The organism is Streptomyces sp. NPDC021020, assembly GCF_044333285.1.
Classification (GTDB): domain Bacteria; phylum Actinomycetota; class Actinomycetes; order Streptomycetales; family Streptomycetaceae; genus Actinacidiphila.
Window position 1 is genome coordinate 259,986 of the sequence record NZ_JBIRQQ010000006.1, and the last position, 19,726, is coordinate 279,711.

The window sequence follows — 19,726 nt, forward strand, 5'->3', positions numbered from 1 at the left end:
ACGCCGGTCACGACGACCCGCCTTGCACGATGTCTCGCGCCGCTCTATCGTCACGATGTATCGACTCGATACATCGGATCGACAGAACCGCGAAACGAGAGGACGAGGGTCGGGCCATTGAGCAAGCGCTCCGGAATCCTCGAGTTCGCGGTTCTCGGTCTACTGCGCGAGTCCCCGATGCACGGTTACGAGCTGCGCAAGCGGCTCAACACCTCGCTCGGGGTCTTCCGGGCCTTCAGTTACGGGAGCCTGTATCCCTGTCTGAAGACGCTCGTCGCGGTGGGGTGGCTGGTCGAGGAGTCGGCGGTGGACATCGATCCGCACGCAGCGCCTCTGGCTGGACGCCGCGCGAAGATCGTCTACCGGCTGACGGCGGCGGGCAAGGAGCACTTCGAAGAGCTCCTGGCCCACTCCGGGCCGGACGCCTGGGAGGACGAGCACTTCGCAGCCCGCTTCGCCTTCTTCGGCCAGACGTCCAAGGACGTCAGGATGCGGGTGCTCGAAGGGCGGCGCAGCCGCCTGGAGGAGCGCCTGGAGAAGATGCGCGTCTCGCTGGCCCGCACCCGCGAGCGGCTCGACGACTACACGCTCGAGCTGCAGCGGCACGGCATGGAGTCGGTGGAGCGCGAGGTCCGCTGGCTCAACGAGCTCATCGAGACCGAGCGGGCCGGGCGCACGATGCGCCCGCCCGATCAGCGGGACGACAACGACAACAACCAAGAGAACGGCGGCCGACCCGAAGCCCGGGGAACCGCGTGACGATTACACAGGGAGCAACGGGTATGGGCGCGGTTCGCGTAGCCATCGTCGGTGTGGGCAACTGCGCCACGTCACTGGTGCAGGGCGTCGAGTACTACAAGGACGCCGACCCGGACGGCAAGGTGCCTGGTCTCATGCACGTGCAGTTCGGCGACTACCACGTGCGCGACGTCGAGTTCGTCGCCGCCTTCGACGTCGATGCGAAGAAGGTCGGCCTCGACCTCGCGGACGCCATCGGCGCCAGCGAGAACAACACCATCAAGATCTGCGACGTGCCGCAGAGCGGCGTGACGGTGCAGCGCGGTCACACCCTCGACGGCCTCGGCAAGTACTACCGGGAGACGATCGAGGAGTCCGCCGAGGAGCCCGTGGACGTCGTCCAGGTGCTCAAGGACCGCCAGGTCGACGTGCTGGTCTGCTACCTGCCCGTCGGCTCCGAGGCCGCGGCGAAGTTCTACGCCCAGTGCGCCATCGACGCCAAGGTCGCCTTCGTCAACGCCCTCCCGGTCTTCATCGCCGGCACCAAGGAGTGGGCGGACAAGTTCACCGAGGCGGGCGTGCCGATCGTCGGCGACGACATCAAGTCGCAGGTGGGCGCGACCATCACGCACCGCGTGATGGCCAAGCTCTTCGAGGACCGCGGTGTGGTCCTGGAGCGCACCATGCAGCTGAACGTCGGCGGCAACATGGACTTCAAGAACATGCTCGAGCGCGAGCGCCTGGAGTCCAAGAAGATCTCCAAGACGCAGGCCGTCACCTCGCAGATCCCCGACCGCGACCTCGGCGCCAAGAACGTGCACATCGGCCCGTCCGACTACGTGCAGTGGCTCGACGACCGCAAGTGGGCGTACGTCCGCCTCGAGGGCCGCGCCTTCGGTGACGTCCCGCTGAACCTGGAGTACAAGCTCGAGGTCTGGGACTCCCCGAACTCCGCCGGTGTCATCATCGACGCGCTGCGCGCCGCGAAGATCGCCAAGGACCGCGGCATCGGTGGCCCGATCCTGTCGGCGTCCTCGTACTTCATGAAGTCCCCGCCGGTGCAGTACTTCGACGACGAGGCCCGCGAGAACGTCGAGAAGTTCATCCGCGGCGACGTCGAGCGCTGACACACCGCTCACACGGTCCCACAGCGCTCGCGCTGCGCACTGCTCTGACACGGAAGGCCCTGGGTCGCGTACCCGGGGCCTTCCGCGTCGTGTGAGGCTGTGCGCATGGGCCTTCTGCGCGACCTGCGCGTTCTGCTGCGGCTGCCGGACTTCCGCCGGCTGCTCGGGGTGCGGCTGCTGTCCCAGCTGTCCGACGGCGTCTTCCAGGTCGCGCTGGCCGCCTACGTGGTCTTCTCCCCGGAGAAGCAGGCCACCCCCGGGGCCGTCGCCTCCGCGATGGCGGTGCTGCTGCTGCCCTACTCGCTGCTCGGCCCCTTCACCGGTGTGCTGCTCGACCGCTGGCGGCGGCGCCAGGTGCTGCTGGGCTGCAACCTGCTGCGGGCGGTGCTGTCCTGCGGCACCGCGGGGCTCATCCTGCTGCACGTCCCGGACTGGCTGTTCTATCTGTCCGCCCTGTCGGTGACCGCGGTCAACCGCTTCGTCCTCGCCGGGCTCTCCGCGGCCCTGCCCCGGGTGGTGGACCGGGACGCCCTGGTGACCGCCAACGCGCTCACCCCGACGGCCGGCACCCTCGCGGCCACCGTGGGCGGCGGGGCCGCGTTCGTGGTGCACCTCTTCGCCGCCGAGGGGGACGCGGCCGACGCCGCGACCGTACTGCTCGGGGCCCTGCTCTATCTGTGCGCGGGCCTGGCGGCGCTGACGCTGGACCGCGACCTGCTCGGCCCCGACCCGGACCGGGTGCGCCCGCGCGTGCTGTCCGCCCTCGCCGGCACCGCGCAGGGTCTGCGGGAAGGGCTGGGGCATCTGCGCCGCCGTCCGCCGGCCGCGCGGGCGATGGCCGCCATGACCGCGATGCGCTTCTGCTTCGGCGGGCTCACCGTGACCTTGCTGATGCTCTGCCGCTACTCCTGGTCCGACGCGTCCGACACCGACGCCGGCCTCGGCCTGCTGGGGCTGGCCGTGGGGTTGTCGGCCGCCGGGTTCTTCACCGCGGCGCTCCTCACCCCGTGGGCCACCGGACGGCTCGGCACCTCGGGCTGGATCACCGTGTGCTGCGCCGCCTCGGCGGTGCTGCTGCCACCGCTCGCCCTGTCGTTCACGCTCGCACCGATGATGCTGGCCGCGATCCTGTTCGGCCTCACCACACAGGGCGCCAAGATCGCCACCGACACGGTCGTCCAGGAACAGGTGGACGACGCGTACCGGGGCCGGGTCTTCTCGCTCTACGACGTCGTCTTCAATGTCGCCTTCGTGGGCGCCGCCGCGGTCGCGGCCCTGGTGCTCCCTGCCGACGGGCGCTCGCCCGTACTGGTCGTGTCCCTCGCGCTGATCTACGCCGCCACCGCGATCGGCATGGTCCGGGTCCGCGATGTTTCACGTGGAACACCGCGCACGAGCACCCCGGCCGGCTGACCCGGCGGGCATGTTCCACGTGAAACATGCCCGCCCTCAGCCAGTGGAGAGACCGGCTCTCACCCGGCGGACTGCGCCGCCCACCACTCGTGCAGGGCCGCGGTCGCGGCCTCCTCGCCCAGCGGGCCGTTCTCCAGCCGCAGCTCCAGCAGATGCTGGTACGCCTTGCCCACCACCGGCCCCGGCGGGATGTCCAGCACCGACATGATCTGGTTGCCGTCCAGGTCGGGCCGGATCGCGTCCAGCTCCTCCTGCTCCTGGAGTTCGGCGATCCGCGCCTCCAGGCCGTCGTACGTCCGCGACAGCGCGGCCGCCTTGCGCTTGTTGCGGGTCGTGCAGTCGGAGCGGGTCAGCTTGTGCAGCCGCTCCAGCAGCGGCCCCGCGTCCCGCACATAGCGGCGCACCGCGGAGTCGGTCCACTCGCCGCTGCCGTAGCCGTGGAACCGCAGATGCAGCTCGACCAGCCGGGAGACGTCCTTCACCAGCTCGTTGGAATACTTCAGCTGGAGCATGCGCGCCTTGGTCAGCTTGGCGCCCACCACCTCGTGGTGGTGGAAGGAGACCCGGCCGTCCGACTCGAAGCGCCGGGTCTTCGGCTTGCCGATGTCGTGCAGCAGCGCGGCCAGCCGGAGCACCAGGTCGGGCCCGTCCTCCTCCAGGTCGATGGCCTGCTCCAGCACCGTCAGGGTGTGCTCGTAGACGTCCTTGTGCCGGAAGTGCTCGTCGCGCTCCAGCCGCAGGGCCGACAGCTCGGGCAGCACCCGGTCGGCGAGTCCCGTGTCCACCAGCAGCCGCAGCCCCTTGCGGGGGTGGTCGGAGAGGATCAGCTTGTTCAGCTCGTCACGGATCCGCTCGGCGGAGACGATCTCGATCCGGTCGGCCATCTCCGTCATGGCGGCGACCACCTCGGGCGCCACCTCGAAGTCCAGCTGGGCGGCGAAGCGGGCGGCACGCAGCATCCGCAGCGGGTCGTCGGAGAAGGACGCCTCGGGCGCCCCCGGGGTACGCAGCATCCGGGCGGCGAGGTCGTCGAGGCCGCCGTAGGGATCGATGAAGTCGCTCTCGGGCAGCGCCACCGCCATCGCGTTCACCGTGAAATCCCGGCGGACCAGGTCCTCCTCGATGGTGTCGCCGTAGGAGACCTCGGGCTTGCGGGACGTGCGGTCGTAGGCCTCGCTGCGGTAGGTGGTGACCTCGATCTGGAAGCCGCGCGTCGCGCCGTCCAGTCCCTGCGCCTTCTTCATACCGCCGACCGTGCCGAAGGCGATGCCGACCTCCCACACCGCGTCCGCCCACGGCCGCAGGATCTTCAGGACCTGCTCGGGGCGCGCGTCGGTGGTGAAGTCCAGGTCGTTGCCGAGCCGGCCCAGCAGGGTGTCCCGCACCGACCCGCCGACCAGGGCGAGCGCGAACCCGGCGGCGCGGAAGCGGCGCCCCAGGTCCTCGGCGACGGGCTCGACCCTGCGGGAGGCCTGTGCGGCACCGGCGGGCGACGGGGTCTGAGCGGCATTGTTGGCATTCGGCACAACGTAAAAGGGTACGGGTCCGCGAGCGCCCCGCGCGCACAGGTTTCCCGGCCCGGCCGGCTCCGGTACCAAGCCCGTATCAAGCTGCCGTCCACGGCACTGCGGCACAGCGCCGATCGTTACCATGCCAACACGCACATCAGATGGGCCGGCACGGCAGACGATCAGATTCACAGACGAGGACGGGCGAACGCGTGGGCGAGGCGGCACAGTCACCCGGAAAGTCCCCGTCCCGGGTCCGGCGCCGGATGGCGCGCGTCCTGGCGCTGGCTACCGGCGGTGCCCTGCTGACGGGACTGGCGCAGGCCACCGCCGCACCCGCCGCCCGGGCGGCGGCCCCGTCCGGCTCACGTGCGGTCGCGGTCTCGCTGGACGTCATCACCCCGCGTATCCCCGCCAAGGGCAGCACGATCACCCTCTCCGGCCGGCTCACCAACAACGGCAAGTCCGCCGTCACCGACGCCCACATCGGCCTCCGGGTGCGCTCCGACGGCCCGCTGGAGACCCGCAGCGCCCTCAAGAGCGCCGATTCCCGGACCGGCTACAGCTACGCGCAGGACGGCGACGAGGTCGACGGGTACACCACCGACGTCGCGGACCTCCCGGCGGGCGGGAAGAGCACCTTCAGCATCAGCGTCCCGGTGAGCGCCCTCCACTTCACCGACGCCGGCGTCTACCAGCTGGGCGTCGCACTGGAAGGCAGCACCTCGTCCGACTCGACGGAGCACGTCGTCGGCATCAACCGCACCCTCCTGCCCTGGTACGGCGCGGACGACGCCACTGGCACCAAGCACACCAAGATCAGCTATCTGTGGCCGCTCATCGACACCTCGCACATCGCACCGCGCGGCGACACCGACTCCCAGCGCAGCCCGATCTTCCTCGACGACGACCTCGCCACCGAGCTGGCGCCGGGCGGCCGGCTGCGGACGATGGTGGACCTGGCCAGGAATCTGCAGGTGACCTGGATCGTCGACCCCGACCTGCTCGCCACCGTGGAGTTCATGACCAAGGGCTACCGGGTGGCGGGCCCCGGCGGCGACGTCACCAAGACCACTGCCGGGACGGGCACCGACCTCGCCAAGCAGTGGCTGAACGACCTCCGGCTCGCGGTCGCCGGCGACCAGGTGATCGCCCTCCCCTTCGGTGACACCGACCTCGCCTCCATGGCCCACCAGGGGCAGAAGGTCGCGGGCAGCACCGGCTACCTCAAGACCGGCACGGCACTCGGGCTGAGCACCGTCGAGACGATCCTCGGCAGTACGCCGACCGCCGACGTGGCCTGGCCGGTGGACGGCGCGATCGACCCTTCCATCGTCTCGGTCGCCCGGACCGGCGGCGCCAAGCGGATCATCGCGCGCAGCGACACCTTCCACGAGAGCGAGGGTCTGGACTACACCCCGAACGCGGCCCGGCCGATCGGCAAGGGCACCACCGCCGTGGTCAGCGACGCGACGCTGTCCACCGCCTTCAGCGGTGCCATGTCCGACCCGCAGGACGCCGACCTCGCGGTGCAGAGCTACATCGCGCAGACGCTGATGATCACCATGGAGGCGCCGGAGAGGCAGCGCTCGGTGGTGGTCGCACCGCAGCGGATGCCCACCGTCGCCCAGGCCCAGGCCATGGCGGAGGCGATCCACGAGACCTCGTCGGCGGCGTGGGCCACCCCGGTCTACTTCGACGAGGCGGCCTCCGCCCACGCCGACTCGCGCGCCAACCGCTCGGTGCCGTCGACGAAGGCCTATCCGGCGAAGCTGCGCAAGCAGGAGTCGACCGTCCAGGACTTCACGCAGCTCAACGAGACGCAGAAGCACCTCAACAGCTTCGTGGTGATCCTCACCCGCCAGGACCGCGTCACCGTCCCGTTCGGCAACGCGGTGCTCCGCTCACTGTCCACCAGCTGGCGCGGCAATACGGCAGGTGCGGCGGCCTACCGCGACGCGATCGGCGGCTACCTCACGGACCTCATCGGCTCGGTCCACATCGTCGACAAGGCGACGCTGACGCTCTCCGGACGCAGCGGCACCATCCCGATCACGGTGAAGAACGAGCTGGGCCAGCCGGTGAACGTGGTGCTGAAGCTCACATCGGGCGCGAACATCCGGCTGGAGATCAAGGACGCCGACCTGCCGATCACCATCGAGGGCGGCCACACCCGTACCCTGAAGTTCCAGACCAAGGCCGGAGCGAACGGCACGGTAGGGGTCACCGCCGCGCTCTACACCGTGGACAATCAGCTGTACGCGTTCACGACGTTTGATGTCCACATCAACAAGGTCACCGACCTTGTGATGCTCGTCATCGGCGCCGGACTGCTGCTCCTGGTCCTGGCCGGGGTACGGATCTACCGTCAGCGCAAGAAGCTGGCCGCCGCGGGCGGCGGTGACGACGGTGGGAACAGCGGGGACGGCGACGGGGATCCGGACGGAACCGACCCGGAGCAGCCGGGTGACCCTGCCGCTGACACCGGGCAGGAAACCTGGGAGCCATCACCAGCAGGTGAGAAAGTGGACGGGTAGCCGGAGACAATAAGGTGGGGCACTGATGAACGCGCCGTATGACGGTGACCGCGACTCTGCGGGCCAGATGCCCCAGCCTCCCGACCAGGGTCCGGCGGCACCCGACCCGTATCTGCAGAACACGTATGCCTACGATCCGTACCAGCAGCAGGATCCGGCGCAGTGGCAGCAGCAGCATCCCGGCTACCAGCAGCAGGGCCCCTATCCGGACGCGGCCGCGGCGCAGTATCCGCAGTACCAGGACACGGGCGCGCCGGGCCCGGGCCAGGATCAGCAGGGCCAGGAGTACGACGCCTTCGCGCACCTCTTCCGGGACGAGCAGCCGCAGTATCCGCAGCAGGACAACGGCTACCAGCAGAACTACCAGCAGCAGGGCGGCTACGACCCGCGCGCCGGCTACCAGCAGGGCGGGTACGAGCAGAGCTACCAGCAGCAGGACTACCAGCAGCAACAGCAGGGCTATCCGCAGGACGGCGGCTACCGGGGGGGCCCGACCGGCTACCAGCAGGGCGGCGGCCACCAGGGGTACCAGGGGCAGCAGTACGGCTACCCGGCCGGCTACCCGCACGTGCCGTCGGCGAACGAGACGACCGGCTTCTCGCTGCCGGTCTTCCAGGACACCGGCTACGCCCAGGACATGTACCACGACCAGGCGTACGACGACGCTCGCTACGCCGACCAGCAGTACGTCGACCCGCGCTACGCCGACCCCCGCTACGGCTACCCGTACCAGCAGCCCTACCAGGAGCCGTACCAGCAGCCCTACGAGGATCCGCAGCAGCAGTATCCGCCGCAGGACTACCAGCAGCAGCCCGGGCACTCCCCGCAGGGCCCCCGGCAGGCTGCTCCGCCCGCCACGGGCGCGCCCCGGCGGGCGGCCGCGGCCCCCGCCCCGGCGGCCAAGGGCGGCGGCATCCTCAAGTCCAGTGCCCTGATGGCCGCGGGCACCCTGGTGTCCCGCCTCACCGGCTTCGTGCGCACCCTGGTGATCGCCGCCGCGATCGGCGTGGCGACCCTCGGCGACTCCTACGCCGTCGCGAACACCCTGCCGACGATGATCTACATCCTCACCATCGGCGGCGGCCTGAACTCGGTGTTCGTCCCGCAGCTGGTGCGGGCGATGAAGGACGACGAGGACGGCGGCTCGGCCTACGCCAACCGGCTGCTGACCGTGGTGATGGTGGTGCTCGGCGGCATCGTCGCGGTCACCGTGATCGCGGCGCCGCTGCTGATCCGGCTGATGTCCGCCAAGATCGCCGACAACCCGGACACGTACGACGTGGCGATCACCTTCGCCCGCTACTGCCTGCCCACGATCTTCTTCATGGGCGTCCATGTGGTCATGGGCCAGGTGCTCAACGCGCGCGGCCGCTTCGGCGCGATGATGTGGACCCCGGTGCTGAACAACATCGTGGTGATCTTCACCTTCGGCATGTTCATCTGGGTCTACGGCTCCTACAGCACCACGCGGATGGACGCCACCACCATCACCCCCGAGGGCGCCCGGTTGCTGGGCATCGGCACCCTGCTCGGCCTGGTGGTGCAGTCCCTCGCGATGCTGCCCTACCTGCGCGACGCCGGGTTCAGGTTCCGCCCGCGCTTCGACTGGCGCGGGCACGGGCTCGGCAAGGCCGCCAAGCTCGCGAAGTGGACCTTCTTCTTCGTGCTCGCCAACCAGGCCGGCCTGATCGTGGTCACCCAGCTCGCCACCTGGGCGGGTGCCAACGCCGACAAGAGCGGCTTCCAGGGCACGGGCATCACGGCCTACAACAACGCGCTGCTGATCTGGCAGATGCCGCAGGCGATCATCACGGTGTCGGTGATGGCCGCGGTGCTGCCGCGGATCTCCCGCGCCGCCGCCGACGGCGACATCACCGCGGTCCGCGACGACATCTCCTACGGTCTGCGCACCTCGGCGGTCGCGATCGTGCCGGCCGCCTTCGCCTTCCTCGCCCTGGGCGTGCCGATGTGCACCCTGCTCTACGCGAGCACCAACGCGGGGTCCGCCCGCAACATCGGCTTCATCCTGATGGCCTTCGGCGGCGGCCTGATCCCCTACTCCGTGCAGTACGTCATCCTGCGCGGCTTCTACGCCTTCGAGGACACCCGCACCCCCTTCTACAACACCGTGATCGTGGCCGCCGTCAACGCGGCGGCCTCCGGCTTCTGCTTCCTGGTGCTGCCCGCCCGCTGGGCCGTGGTGGGCATGGCCTTCTCCTACGGCCTGGCCTACGCGGTCGGCGTCGGGGTGGCCGTCAAGCGGCTGCGCACCCGGCTGGGCGGCGACCTCGACGGCCGCCGGGTGGTCCGCACGTACGCGCGGCTCGTCGGGGCCTGCATCCCGGCTGCCGGGATCGCCGGGATCGCGGTGTGGGTCCTCAGCGACAAGCTGGGCGGCGGGGTGACCGGGTCGCTGGCGTCGCTGGTGGTCGGCGGCGGTCTGCTCGGGGGGATCTTCCTGCTGATCGCGAAGCAGATGCGGATCCAGGAGCTGAACGGCATGATCGGCATGGTGCGGGGGCGGCTCGGGCGCTGACGGCGTCCGCCGCCCGCCGGCAACGCGTCCGCGGGCAACCATCGCGGGCCGCCGCGTGTCGTGCATACAGCCGGAGTGCGGGCACAATTGTCCTCGGCTCGATGTGAGGTCGTGCACTGGATGGGGAGGCAGGAACGACGGTGGCGGATCGGAGCACGGCGGCCGTCGAAGTGGCCGATGAGGGCAGCGCATTGCCTGACCCCCAGCAGGACGGCACACCCGACGAAACGCCGACGGACGGCCGGCACGGCGGCAGCGCCGACGGCGACACCCCACCCGAGGACACGGCAGAGGACGAGCCCACCACCGACGTGACCGCACAGCAGAAGACGCGAGACCCCGACACGTCCACCGATACCGAAGCCGCCGCGGAGACGGCGTCCGGTACCGAAGCATCCGCCGAGACCGAGACCGGGACCGAGACCGACACCGACTCCGCCCTCGGTGCCGAGACCGAGCCCGGGACATCCGCCGACACCGGGACCGGCGCCGACGAGCGGCCCGTGGACGGACCGGCGCCCGAGCCCGGCACCAGCGAGCCGGACGCCCCCGCGCAGGCCCCTGAGACCGCCGCCGAGCCCCCTGCCGGCAAGTCCCAGCCCCGCCCCCGCCCCAAGCCCGCGGCACCGGACCTGCACAGCGGCCACCGGCTCGCCCGCCGCTACCAGCTCGCGGAGTGCGTGACCCGGGTGGACGGCTTCAGCAGCTGGCGCGCGGTCGACGAGAAGCTCCGCCGGGCGGTCGGCATCCACCTGCTGCCCGCCGACCATCCGCGGGCCCGCCAGGTGCTGGCCGCGGCCCGTTCCGCGGCGCTGCTCGGCGACCCGCGCTTCGTCCAGGTCCTCGACGCGGTCGAGGAGGACGAGCTGGTCTACGTGATCCACGAGTGGCTGCCCGACGCCGTCTCGCTGGCGGATCTGCTCGCCTCGGGCCCGCTGGAGCCGCACGAGACCTACCAGATGGCCGGGCAGGTCTCCCAGGGCATGGCCGCCGCCCACCGCGAGGGGCTGGCCCATCTGCGGCTGGACCCGGGGGCCGTGCTGCGCACCAGCTCCGGGCAGTACCGCATCCGCGGACTCGCCGTCGCCGCCGCTCTGCGCGGGCTGAGCGCGGACCGCCCGCAGCGGCAGGACACCGAGGCGATCGGTGCCCTGATCTACGCCTCCCTCACCCAGCGCTGGCCCTACGAGGACGACGCGCACGGCCTGTCGGGACTCCCCAAGGGCGTCGGCCTGGTCGCGCCCGACCAGCTGCGTGCGGGGGTCCACCGCGCTCTGTCGGACGTGGCGATGCGTGCCCTCGTCAACGACGGTGCGACGGCCTCCCGCGAGGAGCCGCCCTGCACCACTCCGGAGGAGCTGGCGAAGGCCGTTGCCGGTATCCCGCGGATCCGGCCGCCGGAGCACCCCAAGCCGGTCTACCGGCAGCCCGCTTTCCAGCAGCCCCCGCAGCCGCCTGCGAACGCGTCCGTCTACCCGGCTCCGGCGGCGGCGTCGGCCCCGCCGCCCGCGCTCCCGGGCCGCACCGGAAGCGCGCTCAAGTGGGCCGTGTCGGCGCTGCTGATCGTCGCCATCGGGCTCGGCAGCTGGCAGCTCGCGGACGCCCTGAAGTCGCGGGAGAACTCCACTCCCACCCCGACGCCCACGCCGACGGCTCAGCCGCACTCCGCGCCGCCGCCGCCCGCCCCGGTGACGATCGTGGGGGCGACGTCGTTCGACCCCCAGGGCAGTGACGGCGTCGAGTCGCCCAAGCTGGTCGGCAACGCCTACGACAAGGACCCGTCCACCTACTGGCAGACCATGGCCTACACCCGGACGGACCTCGGCGGTCTCAAGGACGGCGTCGGCCTCGTGCTGGATCTGGGCGGCGACCACCGGGTCACGTCGGTCACCGTCGACCTGGGCGGCGGCACCACCGACCTGCAACTGCTCGCCGCCCCCTCGGGTACCGGCTCCCAGCCCACCGAGCTGAGCGGCTTCAGCAAGGTCGCCTCCGGCTCCGGCGACTCCCAGGTGACGCTCAAGCCCGCCTCCTCGGTGACCACCCGCTATCTGCTGGTCTGGCTGACCAAGCTCCCGCCCACCGCGAACGGCGATTTCCGTGGCAAGATCTCGGAGATCAGCGTCATCGGCTGACCGACCGCGGACGGGGGGAGTCCGGCATTGGAGGAGCGAATACCGCTCGGCGAAGCCGACGACGCCGATCTGCTCGCGCGCCATGTGGCCGGCGAGCCGGACGCCTTCGGCGAACTGGTCCGCCGGCACCGGGATCGGCTGTGGGCGGTCGCCCTGCGCACGCTGGGCGACCGCGAGGAGGCGGCGGACGCCGTGCAGGACGCGCTTGTGTCGGCCTTCCGGTCCGCCCACACCTTCCGCGGCCAGTCGGCCGTCACGACGTGGCTGCACCGGATCACCGTGAACGCCTGCCTGGACCGGGTCCGGCGAGCAGCGTCCCGGCGGACCGCCACGATGGCCGACGACGACAATCTCGAGGCCCACCTCGAACCGCACGAGTCCGCCGAGGCTCCGGCCGAGCGCGAGGAGCTGCACCGCGAACTGCTGCGGGCTCTGGGCACACTGCCTCCCGAGCAGCGCGCCGCACTGGTGCTGGTCGACATGCAGGGCTACCCGGTGGCCGAGGCCGCCGCGGTGCTGGCCGTTCCCGAGGGCACGGTGAAGAGCAGATGCGCGCGGGGCCGCGCCCGGCTGCTGCCGCTGCTGACCCACCTTCGGTCGGGCGGAGCGGACCGTACGGGCGCCGGGCCCGGAAGACAGAGGAACCGGTCGGCGGAGCCATCCGTCCCACCGGCAGGAACGGAACAGGGCGGAGGTGACCCCCGATGACATCGCGCACGGACCAGAACCCACATCCCGACGTCATCGAGATCGCCGACCTCGCCGAGGGCATCCTGTCGGCCGAGCGGGCCGCCCAGGTCCGCGCGCACCTCGATTCCTGCGCCGACTGCGCGGACGTACTGGTGTCGCTCCAGGAGATCAGCGGGCTCCTCGCAGACTTGCCCGAGCCCGAGGCGATGCCTTCGGACGTGGCCGCACGCATCGACGCGGCACTCGCCGCCGAACCGCTGCCCGCGACCGAGCAGCCGGATGTTCCACGTGAAACAGCGCGGCCCGGAGTCGGCGGATTTCACGGCGATGTTCCACGTGGAACATCAGCTCCGGCCGGTCGCCCGGCCGCATCCACGGGTCCGGGGCGGGCAAGGACGCGCGGACGCCGGATGCTGCTGACCGCTGCCGGGGCGGCCGCCGTCCTCGTACTGGGCGGACTCACGTATCAGCTCGCGTCGCACAGCGGCTCCGGCGGCGGCATGAACAACGACAGCAGCGCCGCGGCCAAGGGCTCGAACCACGACGAGGCGCCTCCGGATCCGGTGGCGAGCGACGTCGCGCGTCTCCTCGGCGGCACCGGAAGCCCGTCCTCGGGCGGCCCGGCGAACTCCCCGATGCTGGGCGAGAGGGGGGACATCGTCGTCGCCGCCCCCAACGGCACCGTGACGTCCGTCCCCTCCTGTGTGCTCAAGGGCACTCAGCGCACCGAGAAGCCGCTGGCCGCCGAGCGGAAGCCGTATCAGGGCGTCGACTCCTTCGTGATCGTCCTCCCCGACCCGAACAACAGCGTCCTGGTGGACGCCTATGTGCTGACCTCGTCGTGCAATGCCGCCACTCCCGCCCAGGTGCTCTTCCAGAACAGCTACCCACGGGGCTGAGACCCTCCTGGGGGCTTGCGGCGGTGCGCCTGGAGCGCTGCACCGCCACGGGAATGCCCGCCCCGTAGGATCCGTTAGGCACGACGAGAGTCCAGCCAGTACCGGACCCCCACCGCAGTCCGCAGAGACGAGGAAGACACCCGTGAGCGACGTCCGTAACGTGATCATCATCGGCTCGGGGCCCGCGGGCTACACCGCGGCGCTGTACACGGCACGCGCCTCCCTCAGCCCGCTGGTCTTCGAGGGCTCGGTCACCGCCGGCGGTGCGCTGATGAACACCACCGAGGTGGAGAACTTCCCCGGTTTCCGCGACGGCATCATCGGCCCCGACCTGATGGACAACATGCGCGCCCAGGCGGAGCGCTTCGGCGCCGAGCTGGTCCCGGACGACGTGGTGGCTGTCGACCTGTCGGGTGACATCAAGACCGTCACCGACTCGGCGGGCACCGTCCACCGGGCGAAGGCCGTGATCGTCACGACCGGGTCGCAGCACCGCAAGCTCAATCTGCCGAACGAGGACCAGCTCTCCGGCCGTGGCGTCTCCTGGTGTGCCACCTGTGACGGCTTCTTCTTCCGCGAGCACGACATCGCGGTCATCGGCGGCGGCGACACCGCGATGGAGGAGGCGACCTTCCTCTCCCGGTTCGCCAAGTCCGTCAAGATCGTGCACCGGCGGGACAGCCTGCGGGCGTCCAAGGCGATGCAGGAGCGGGCCTTCGCCGACCCGAAGATCTCCTTCGTCTGGGACAGCGAGGTCGCCGAGATCCACGGCGACGGCAAGCTCTCCGGCCTGACGCTGCGCAACACCAGGACCGGCGAGACCTCCGAGCTGCCGGTCACCGGGCTCTTCATCGCGATCGGCCACGACCCGCGGACGGAACTCTTCAAGGGCGTGCTCGACCTGGACGCCGAGGGCTACCTCAAGGTCCAGTCGCCCACCACGCACACGAACATCCCGGGAGTCTTCGCCGCCGGGGACGTCGTGGACCACTCCTACCGCCAGGCGATCACCGCGGCCGGCACCGGATGTTCCGCCGCCCTCGACGCCGAGCGCTACCTGGCGGCCCTCAGCGACGCCGAACAGCCCGCCTGAATCCTTCACCCGCATCCCATCGAACCTGAGGAGAACGCCGTGGCCGGCAAGCCCATCCACGTGACGGACGACACCTTCGCCGACGAGGTCCTGAACAGCGACAAGCCTGTTCTGGTCGACTTCTGGGCCGAGTGGTGCGGCCCGTGCCGCCAGATCGCTCCGTCGCTGGAGTCCATCGCCGCGGAGCACCCGGACGAGATCACCATCGTCAAGCTGAACATCGACGAGAACCCGGTCACCGCCGCCAAGTACGGCGTGATGTCGATCCCGACGCTCAACGTCTACAAGGGCGGCGAGGTCGTGAAGACGATCGTCGGTGCCAAGCCCAAGGCGGCGCTGCTGCGCGACCTGTCCGACTTCATCGGCTGAGTCCGCGACTGTTCCACGTGGAACACGAAGGGCCGGCTCCCTCCGGGGGAGCCGGCCCTTTCGCTGTGCTGCGGCGTCTGGCGGCCCGCCTGCGCGCTCCCGGCCCGTCAGAGCGGCCGGAGGACCGGCTCCTTCTGCACGGCGCCCAGCAGCCGGTCAATGGCCATCTCGACGTCCTCCTTCCAGGAGATCGTCGAGCGCAGTTCCAACCGCAGCCGGGGAAAGCGGGGGTGGTGCCGGACCGTCTTGAAACCGACGGCGAGCAGATGGTCCGCGGGGAGAACGCACGAGGGCGAGGTCCATGTCGCGTCGCCGAAGGCCTCGATCGCCTTGAAGCCCCGCCGCACCAGATCCTTCGCCACGGTCTGTACGAGCACCCGCCCGATGCCCTGGCCCTGGTAGCCGGGCAGCACCCGGGCGGTCATCAACTGGACGGCGTCCGGCGACACCGGGCTCGTCGGGAAAGCGGTGGACCGCGGCACATACGCGGCGGGGGCGTAGAGAACGAAGCCCGCGGGCATCTCGTCGACGTAGACGACCCGGCCGCAGGACCCCCACTCCAGAAGCGCGGCGGAGATCCAGGCTTCCTTCTCCAGCTCGGGCTTGCCCGCCTGGACGGCAGCCTCGCCGCTCACGGGGTCGAGCTCCCAGAAGACACAGCGTCTGCAAGGTCTGGGGAGATCGGAAAGATTGTCCAGCGTGAGCGGTACCAGCCGACGCCCCATGTGCCACAGACCCCATTTCTGTCGCTACTGAACGGCGGTGGCACCCCGGCCGTACGGCCCGGGGTGCCACGGTGTCACTCGTCGTCGTCCTCGGCGTCGTCCTCCAGCCGGTTCTCCAGGACTTTGCCCTCGCCCGGCGCCATCGCGCCAAGGATCCGTTCCAGATCCTCCATCGACGCGAACTCCACCACGATCTTTCCGCGCTTCTGGCCCAGGTCGACCTTCACCCGGGTGTCGAAGCGGTCGGACAGCCGGGTCGCGAGATGGGTGAGTGCCGGGGACACCCGGCGTCCCGCCCGCGGCGCCGCCGTCTTCTTCGCCGTCCGCGGCTCGCTGTTCATCAGCTTCACGATCTCTTCGACCGTGCGGACCGACAGCTCCTCGGCCACGATCCGGAGCGCCAGCCGGTCCTGCTCCTCGGAGTCCTCCAGTGCGAGCAGCGCGCGGGCGTGTCCGAAGGAGATCACTCCCGCGGCCACCCGGCGCTGCACCGGAGCCGACAGCTTCAGGAGCCGCAGCGTGTTGGAGACCTGCGAGCGCGATCGGCCGATCCGGTCGGCCAACTGCTCATGCGTGCAGGAGAAATCCCGCAGCAGCTGGTCGTAGGCGGCCGCCTCTTCCAGCGGGTTCAGCTGGGCCCGGTGCAGATTCTCCAGCAGGGCGTCGAGCAGCAGCTTCTCGTCGTCGGTGGCCCGGACGATCGCCGGGATCCGCTCCAGCCCCGCCTCGCGGCAGGCCCGCCAGCGGCGTTCGCCCATGATGAGCTCGAAGCGGTCCGGACCGATCTGCCGGACGACCACGGGCTGGAGGAGCCCGACCTCCTTGATGGAGGTGATCAGCTCGTTGAGCGCGTCCTCGTCGAACACCTCCCGCGGCTGCCGCGGGTTGGGAGTGATCGCGTCGAGTTCCAGCTCGGCGAAGTAGGCACCGCTCACCGGCACCCGGGCGGCGGAGAGATCCGGCTCTGTTTCACGTGAAACAGGGATGTCCACCACGGGCGGTGCGTCGGCCGAGCGGCGGTCCACCAGTCCGGCCACCTTGGCGGCTGCGACCCCGCGGTCCGGCACCATCACCGGGGCGGCTCCCGCCGCCTGGCTGGTCGGCTGCGGCGCGGCCGGGATGAGCGCGCCGAGACCGCGCCCAAGTCCTCTGCGTCGATCACTCACTGGATGCCCTCCGACATGCTGTGCGGGTGCTGCTCTTGGTGCTGGTCGTCCTGCGGCTGGTACTCCACGGTCAGGCCGCCCGGCAGACCGCGCAGCGCCATTTCCCGCGCCGCCTCCAGATAGGACAGGGCGCCGCTGGAGCCCGGATCGTAGGTGAGGACGGTCTGGCCGTAGCTGGGCGCCTCGGAGATGCGTACCGATCGCGGAATGCTGGTACGCAGCACCTCCTTGCCGAAGTGGGTGCGCACCTCCTCGGCGACCTGGGAAGCGAGCCGGGTCCTGCCGTCGTACATCGTCAGCAGGATCGTGGAGACATGCAGCTTCGGATTCAGGTGGGCCCGGACGAGATCCACGTTCTTCAGCAACTGCCCGAGGCCCTCCAGCGCGTAATACTCGCACTGGATCGGGATGACCACCTCGGCGCCCGCCACCAGGGCGTTGACGGTGAGGAGTCCCAGCGAGGGCGGGCAGTCGATCAGGACGTAGTCCAGCGGTTGCTCGTAGGCCTCGATGGCACGCTGGAGCCGGCTCTCCCGGGCGACCAGCGAGACAAGCTCGATCTCCGCGCCGGCCAGGTCGATCGTGGCAGGTGCACAGAAGAGCCCCTCCACATCGGCCACCGGCACCACCACGTCGGACAGCGGCTTGCTCTCGACCAGCACGTCGTAGATCGACGGCACTTCGGCGTGGTGGTCGATGCCGAGAGCGGTGGACGCGTTGCCCTGCGGGTCGAGGTCGATGACCAGCACACGGGCGCCGTGCAGTGCCAGGGAGGCCGCCAGGTTCACCGTGGTCGTGGTCTTGCCGACCCCGCCCTTCTGGTTGGCGACCACCATGACGCGGGTCTGCGGCGGTCGCGGCAGCCCCTCGCCCGTGCGGTTCATCGCCTCGACGGCCATCTGGGCCGCGCGGCCGATCGGGGTGTCATCCATAGGAGGCAATGTTTCACGTGAAACATCGCTCCCGAACCCGGGGGGCGTGGAAAGTGATCCCCCGGCTGATTCAGCAGTGCGGGGGCCGGGGACCGGGTCGGCCATCGGCCCCGCGATGTTGGCGTCGGACCGCAATGACTCACTCTCCTCGACGTCAGGCTCGCGATAAGAAGAGCCTGCCATGCCTGAGGGGTGCTGAACCAGCGAGCCCCGGCCGCCTGTGGACAAATCCCGGTTATCCACAGCCGAATTGGTCTTGGTCGGTTTGTTGGCGCGCGCCTCAGCAGCGGCCCGACCGCGGCTGAGGACTCCTGGAAGCAGTGAGCGACGTTTCACGTGAAACACGATGCGCCGCACCGCGCTGGTATTGCGGTAGACACTCCGAATTATGCCGCTTTGGCCGTTTCCGCGGACATGCTCGGCCCGACAGCGTCCGCCGCGTCACGTCCCGCCCGGTTTCAGCGCCGGCGGCGTCCCGCGTTGCCTCCGGTACGCGGCGCCCGACTGGCCCGCGCGGCCTTCGCCCGCCGCGTCGCCGCCCGTACCCCGCCGGGGCTCTCGCCCACCAGGACGCGCACCACGGTGGACAGCGGGTCCACCACGCCCTCACCGACCTGGACCACCGAGGTGCCCACCGCGCCGAGCTTGCCCAGCGCCGCCCGCGCCGCCTTCAGCTCCTCCTCGGCGGTGTCGCCCTTGAGCACCGCCATCTCCCCGTGCGGCCTGAGCAGCGGCAGTCCCCAGCCGGCGAGCCGCTCCAGCGGCGCCACGGCACGCGCGGTCACCACGTCCACCGGCGGCAGCTTGCCGACCATCTCCTCCGCCCGGCCGCGCACCACCGTGACGTTGTCCAGCCCCAGCAGCCGTACCGCCTCCTCCAGGAAGGTCGTACGGCGCAGCAGCGGCTCCAGCAGGGTGATGTCCAGGTCGGGGCGGGCCAGCGCCAGCGGAATACCGGGAAGCCCGGCACCGGAGCCCACGTCGCACACCGACACGCCCTGCTCGATCACCTCGGAGAGCACCGCGCAGTTCAGCAGGTGCCGCTCCCAGAGCCGCGGCACCTCACGCGGACCGATGAGGCCGCGGTGCACCCCTGCGTCCGCCAGCAGCTCGGCATAGCGCACCGCATCGGCGAACCGGTCGCCGAACACCGCCCCGGCCTGCTCCGGCGGCGCGGGAAGCTCCGCTGCTGCCTCCGTCACGGGACTGTCCTTTCGTCGGTTCTCGTGGTCGGTTGTCGTGTCGATCGTCACGTTCGGGCTCGTCCAGACTGACAAGCTTCGGCCCCGCCTGCGAGCAGACGGGGCCGAATGATCATGGGCGGCAGCCGGTCGTCAGACCGGCAGGACGACCACCCGGCGCTGGGGCTCCTCGCCCTCGGACTCGCTGCGCAGTCCCGCAGCGGCCACCGCGTCATGGACGACCTTGCGTTCGAAGGGCGTCATCGGGTCGAGCTTCACCGGGGCGCCGGTCTCCTTCGCCTCGGCGGCCGCTTCCGCGCCCAGCTGCGCCAGCTCGGCGCGCTTGCGGGCCCGGAAGCCGGCGATGTCCAGCATCAGCCGGCTGCGCTCGCCGGTCTCGCGGTGCACCGCGAGCCGGGTGAGCTCCTGGAGCGCCTCCAGCACCTCGCCGTCCCGCCCGACGAGCTTGGTCAGCTCGCGTGCGGAGCCGTCGCCGATGATCGACACCGAGGCACGCTCGCCCTCGACATCCATGTCGATGTCACCGTCGAGGTCGGCGATGTCCAGCAGCCCCTCCAGGTAGTCCGCCGCGATCTCACCCTCCTGCTCGAGCCGGGTCAGAGTCGCGGACGAGCCGCTGTCGGTCGCCGTGCCGGTGTTGACGTCGCTCACGCCTG

Annotated in this window: 16 protein-coding genes; 10 read left to right on the top strand and 6 right to left on the bottom strand. The window is 70.6% G+C overall.

The window, feature by feature from the left end:
* Nucleotides 1–117 precede the first annotated feature (117 nt).
* The 3 genes from ACH4SL_RS19785 to ACH4SL_RS19795 all read left to right on the top strand — a co-directional run bounded on the left by ACH4SL_RS19785 (nucleotide 118) and on the right by ACH4SL_RS19795 (nucleotide 3,278).
* The gene (locus ACH4SL_RS19785; RefSeq protein ID WP_398447171.1) at nucleotides 118–759 is read left to right on the top strand and encodes a helix-turn-helix transcriptional regulator; all 642 of its coding nucleotides are present in this window, start codon (nucleotides 118–120) and stop codon (nucleotides 757–759) included.
* A gap of 23 nt (nucleotides 760–782) precedes the next feature.
* Nucleotides 783–1,865 carry an inositol-3-phosphate synthase gene (locus ACH4SL_RS19790; protein WP_398447173.1) on the top strand — a complete coding sequence of 361 codons (1,083 nt, stop codon included), beginning with the start codon at nucleotides 783–785 and terminating at the stop codon, nucleotides 1,863–1,865.
* Nucleotides 1,866–1,970: 105 nt separating this feature from the next.
* Nucleotides 1,971–3,278, top strand: coding sequence for an MFS transporter (locus tag ACH4SL_RS19795; protein ID WP_398447175.1), 1,308 nt, complete (start codon nucleotides 1,971–1,973; stop codon nucleotides 3,276–3,278).
* Between the two features lie 59 nt (nucleotides 3,279–3,337).
* Here ACH4SL_RS19795 and ACH4SL_RS19800 read toward each other — a convergent pair whose 3' ends face one another.
* Nucleotides 3,338–4,804 (bottom strand): CCA tRNA nucleotidyltransferase, encoded by a 1,467-nt coding sequence (locus ACH4SL_RS19800; protein WP_398447177.1) that lies wholly within the window; start codon nucleotides 4,802–4,804, stop codon nucleotides 3,338–3,340.
* A gap of 248 nt (nucleotides 4,805–5,052) precedes the next feature.
* Here ACH4SL_RS19800 and ACH4SL_RS19805 point away from each other — a divergent pair, with 248 nt between their 5' ends.
* The 7 genes from ACH4SL_RS19805 (at nucleotide 5,053) to trxA (ending at nucleotide 15,045) form a co-directional block, all read left to right on the top strand.
* Nucleotides 5,053–7,323 carry a DUF6049 family protein gene (locus ACH4SL_RS19805; protein WP_398447179.1) on the top strand — a complete coding sequence of 757 codons (2,271 nt, stop codon included), beginning with the start codon at nucleotides 5,053–5,055 and terminating at the stop codon, nucleotides 7,321–7,323.
* A 25-nt stretch (nucleotides 7,324–7,348) separates the two neighbouring features.
* Nucleotides 7,349–9,859 carry a murein biosynthesis integral membrane protein MurJ gene (gene murJ / locus ACH4SL_RS19810; protein WP_398447181.1) on the top strand — a complete coding sequence of 837 codons (2,511 nt, stop codon included), beginning with the start codon at nucleotides 7,349–7,351 and terminating at the stop codon, nucleotides 9,857–9,859.
* A gap of 503 nt (nucleotides 9,860–10,362) precedes the next feature.
* Entirely contained in the window at nucleotides 10,363–11,994 is a 1,632-nt protein-coding gene (locus ACH4SL_RS19815) for a protein kinase family protein (protein ID WP_398447799.1), read from the top strand.
* Between the two features lie 27 nt (nucleotides 11,995–12,021).
* On the top strand, nucleotides 12,022–12,702 hold the full coding sequence (gene sigM, locus ACH4SL_RS19820) for an RNA polymerase sigma factor SigM (RefSeq protein ID WP_398447183.1): 681 nt from the start codon (nucleotides 12,022–12,024) through the stop codon (nucleotides 12,700–12,702).
* Complete coding sequence (locus ACH4SL_RS19825) at nucleotides 12,699–13,583, top strand: anti-sigma factor family protein (RefSeq protein WP_398447185.1); 885 nt, start codon at nucleotides 12,699–12,701, stop codon at nucleotides 13,581–13,583. The genes sigM and ACH4SL_RS19825 overlap by 4 nt, the downstream gene beginning before the upstream one ends.
* Before the next feature lie 142 nt (nucleotides 13,584–13,725).
* Nucleotides 13,726–14,676: a thioredoxin-disulfide reductase gene (gene trxB / locus ACH4SL_RS19830; protein ID WP_398447187.1), complete on the top strand. Its 951-nt coding sequence runs from the start codon at nucleotides 13,726–13,728 to the stop codon at nucleotides 14,674–14,676.
* Between the two features lie 39 nt (nucleotides 14,677–14,715).
* On the top strand, nucleotides 14,716–15,045 hold the full coding sequence (trxA, locus tag ACH4SL_RS19835) for a thioredoxin (protein ID WP_031512704.1): 330 nt from the start codon (nucleotides 14,716–14,718) through the stop codon (nucleotides 15,043–15,045).
* A 107-nt stretch (nucleotides 15,046–15,152) separates the two neighbouring features.
* Here the strand turns inward: trxA and ACH4SL_RS19840 are convergent, their stop codons facing one another.
* The 5 genes from ACH4SL_RS19840 to ACH4SL_RS19860 all read right to left on the bottom strand — a co-directional run bounded on the left by ACH4SL_RS19840 (nucleotide 15,153) and on the right by ACH4SL_RS19860 (nucleotide 19,721).
* Nucleotides 15,153–15,770, bottom strand: a complete 618-nt coding sequence (locus ACH4SL_RS19840) for a GNAT family N-acetyltransferase (protein WP_398447190.1) — start codon at nucleotides 15,768–15,770, stop codon at nucleotides 15,153–15,155.
* Nucleotides 15,771–15,844: 74 nt separating this feature from the next.
* Nucleotides 15,845–16,936 carry a ParB/RepB/Spo0J family partition protein gene (locus ACH4SL_RS19845; protein WP_398447192.1) on the bottom strand — a complete coding sequence of 364 codons (1,092 nt, stop codon included), beginning with the start codon at nucleotides 16,934–16,936 and terminating at the stop codon, nucleotides 15,845–15,847.
* On the bottom strand, nucleotides 16,933–18,051 hold the full coding sequence (locus ACH4SL_RS19850; RefSeq protein WP_398447194.1) for a ParA family protein: 1,119 nt from the start codon (nucleotides 18,049–18,051) through the stop codon (nucleotides 16,933–16,935). Before ACH4SL_RS19850 ends, ACH4SL_RS19845 begins: the two co-directional genes overlap by 4 nt.
* Nucleotides 18,052–18,326: 275 nt before the next feature.
* Nucleotides 18,327–19,070: a 16S rRNA (guanine(527)-N(7))-methyltransferase RsmG gene (rsmG, locus tag ACH4SL_RS19855; protein WP_398447196.1), complete on the bottom strand. Its 744-nt coding sequence runs from the start codon at nucleotides 19,068–19,070 to the stop codon at nucleotides 18,327–18,329.
* 132 nt (nucleotides 19,071–19,202) lie between these two features.
* Entirely contained in the window at nucleotides 19,203–19,721 is a 519-nt protein-coding gene (locus ACH4SL_RS19860) for a protein jag (RefSeq protein WP_398447198.1), read from the bottom strand.
* Nucleotides 19,722–19,726 lie beyond the last annotated feature (5 nt).

Excerpts from the sequence above, each read along its gene's own strand:
- ACH4SL_RS19790 (WP_398447173.1), top strand. The coding sequence starts at position 783 with ATGGGCGCGGTTCGCGTAGCCATCGTCGGTGTGGGCAACTGCGCCACG.
- ACH4SL_RS19850 (WP_398447194.1), bottom strand. The coding sequence starts at position 18,051 with ATGGCAGGCTCTTCTTATCGCGAGCCTGACGTCGAGGAGAGTGAGTCA.
- ACH4SL_RS19805 (WP_398447179.1), top strand. The coding sequence starts at position 5,053 with ATGGCGCGCGTCCTGGCGCTGGCTACCGGCGGTGCCCTGCTGACGGGA.
- ACH4SL_RS19840 (WP_398447190.1), bottom strand. The coding sequence starts at position 15,770 with ATGGGGCGTCGGCTGGTACCGCTCACGCTGGACAATCTTTCCGATCTC.
- ACH4SL_RS19825 (WP_398447185.1), top strand. The coding sequence starts at position 12,699 with ATGACATCGCGCACGGACCAGAACCCACATCCCGACGTCATCGAGATC.
- murJ (WP_398447181.1), top strand. The coding sequence starts at position 7,349 with ATGAACGCGCCGTATGACGGTGACCGCGACTCTGCGGGCCAGATGCCC.
- ACH4SL_RS19795 (WP_398447175.1), top strand. The coding sequence starts at position 1,971 with ATGGGCCTTCTGCGCGACCTGCGCGTTCTGCTGCGGCTGCCGGACTTC.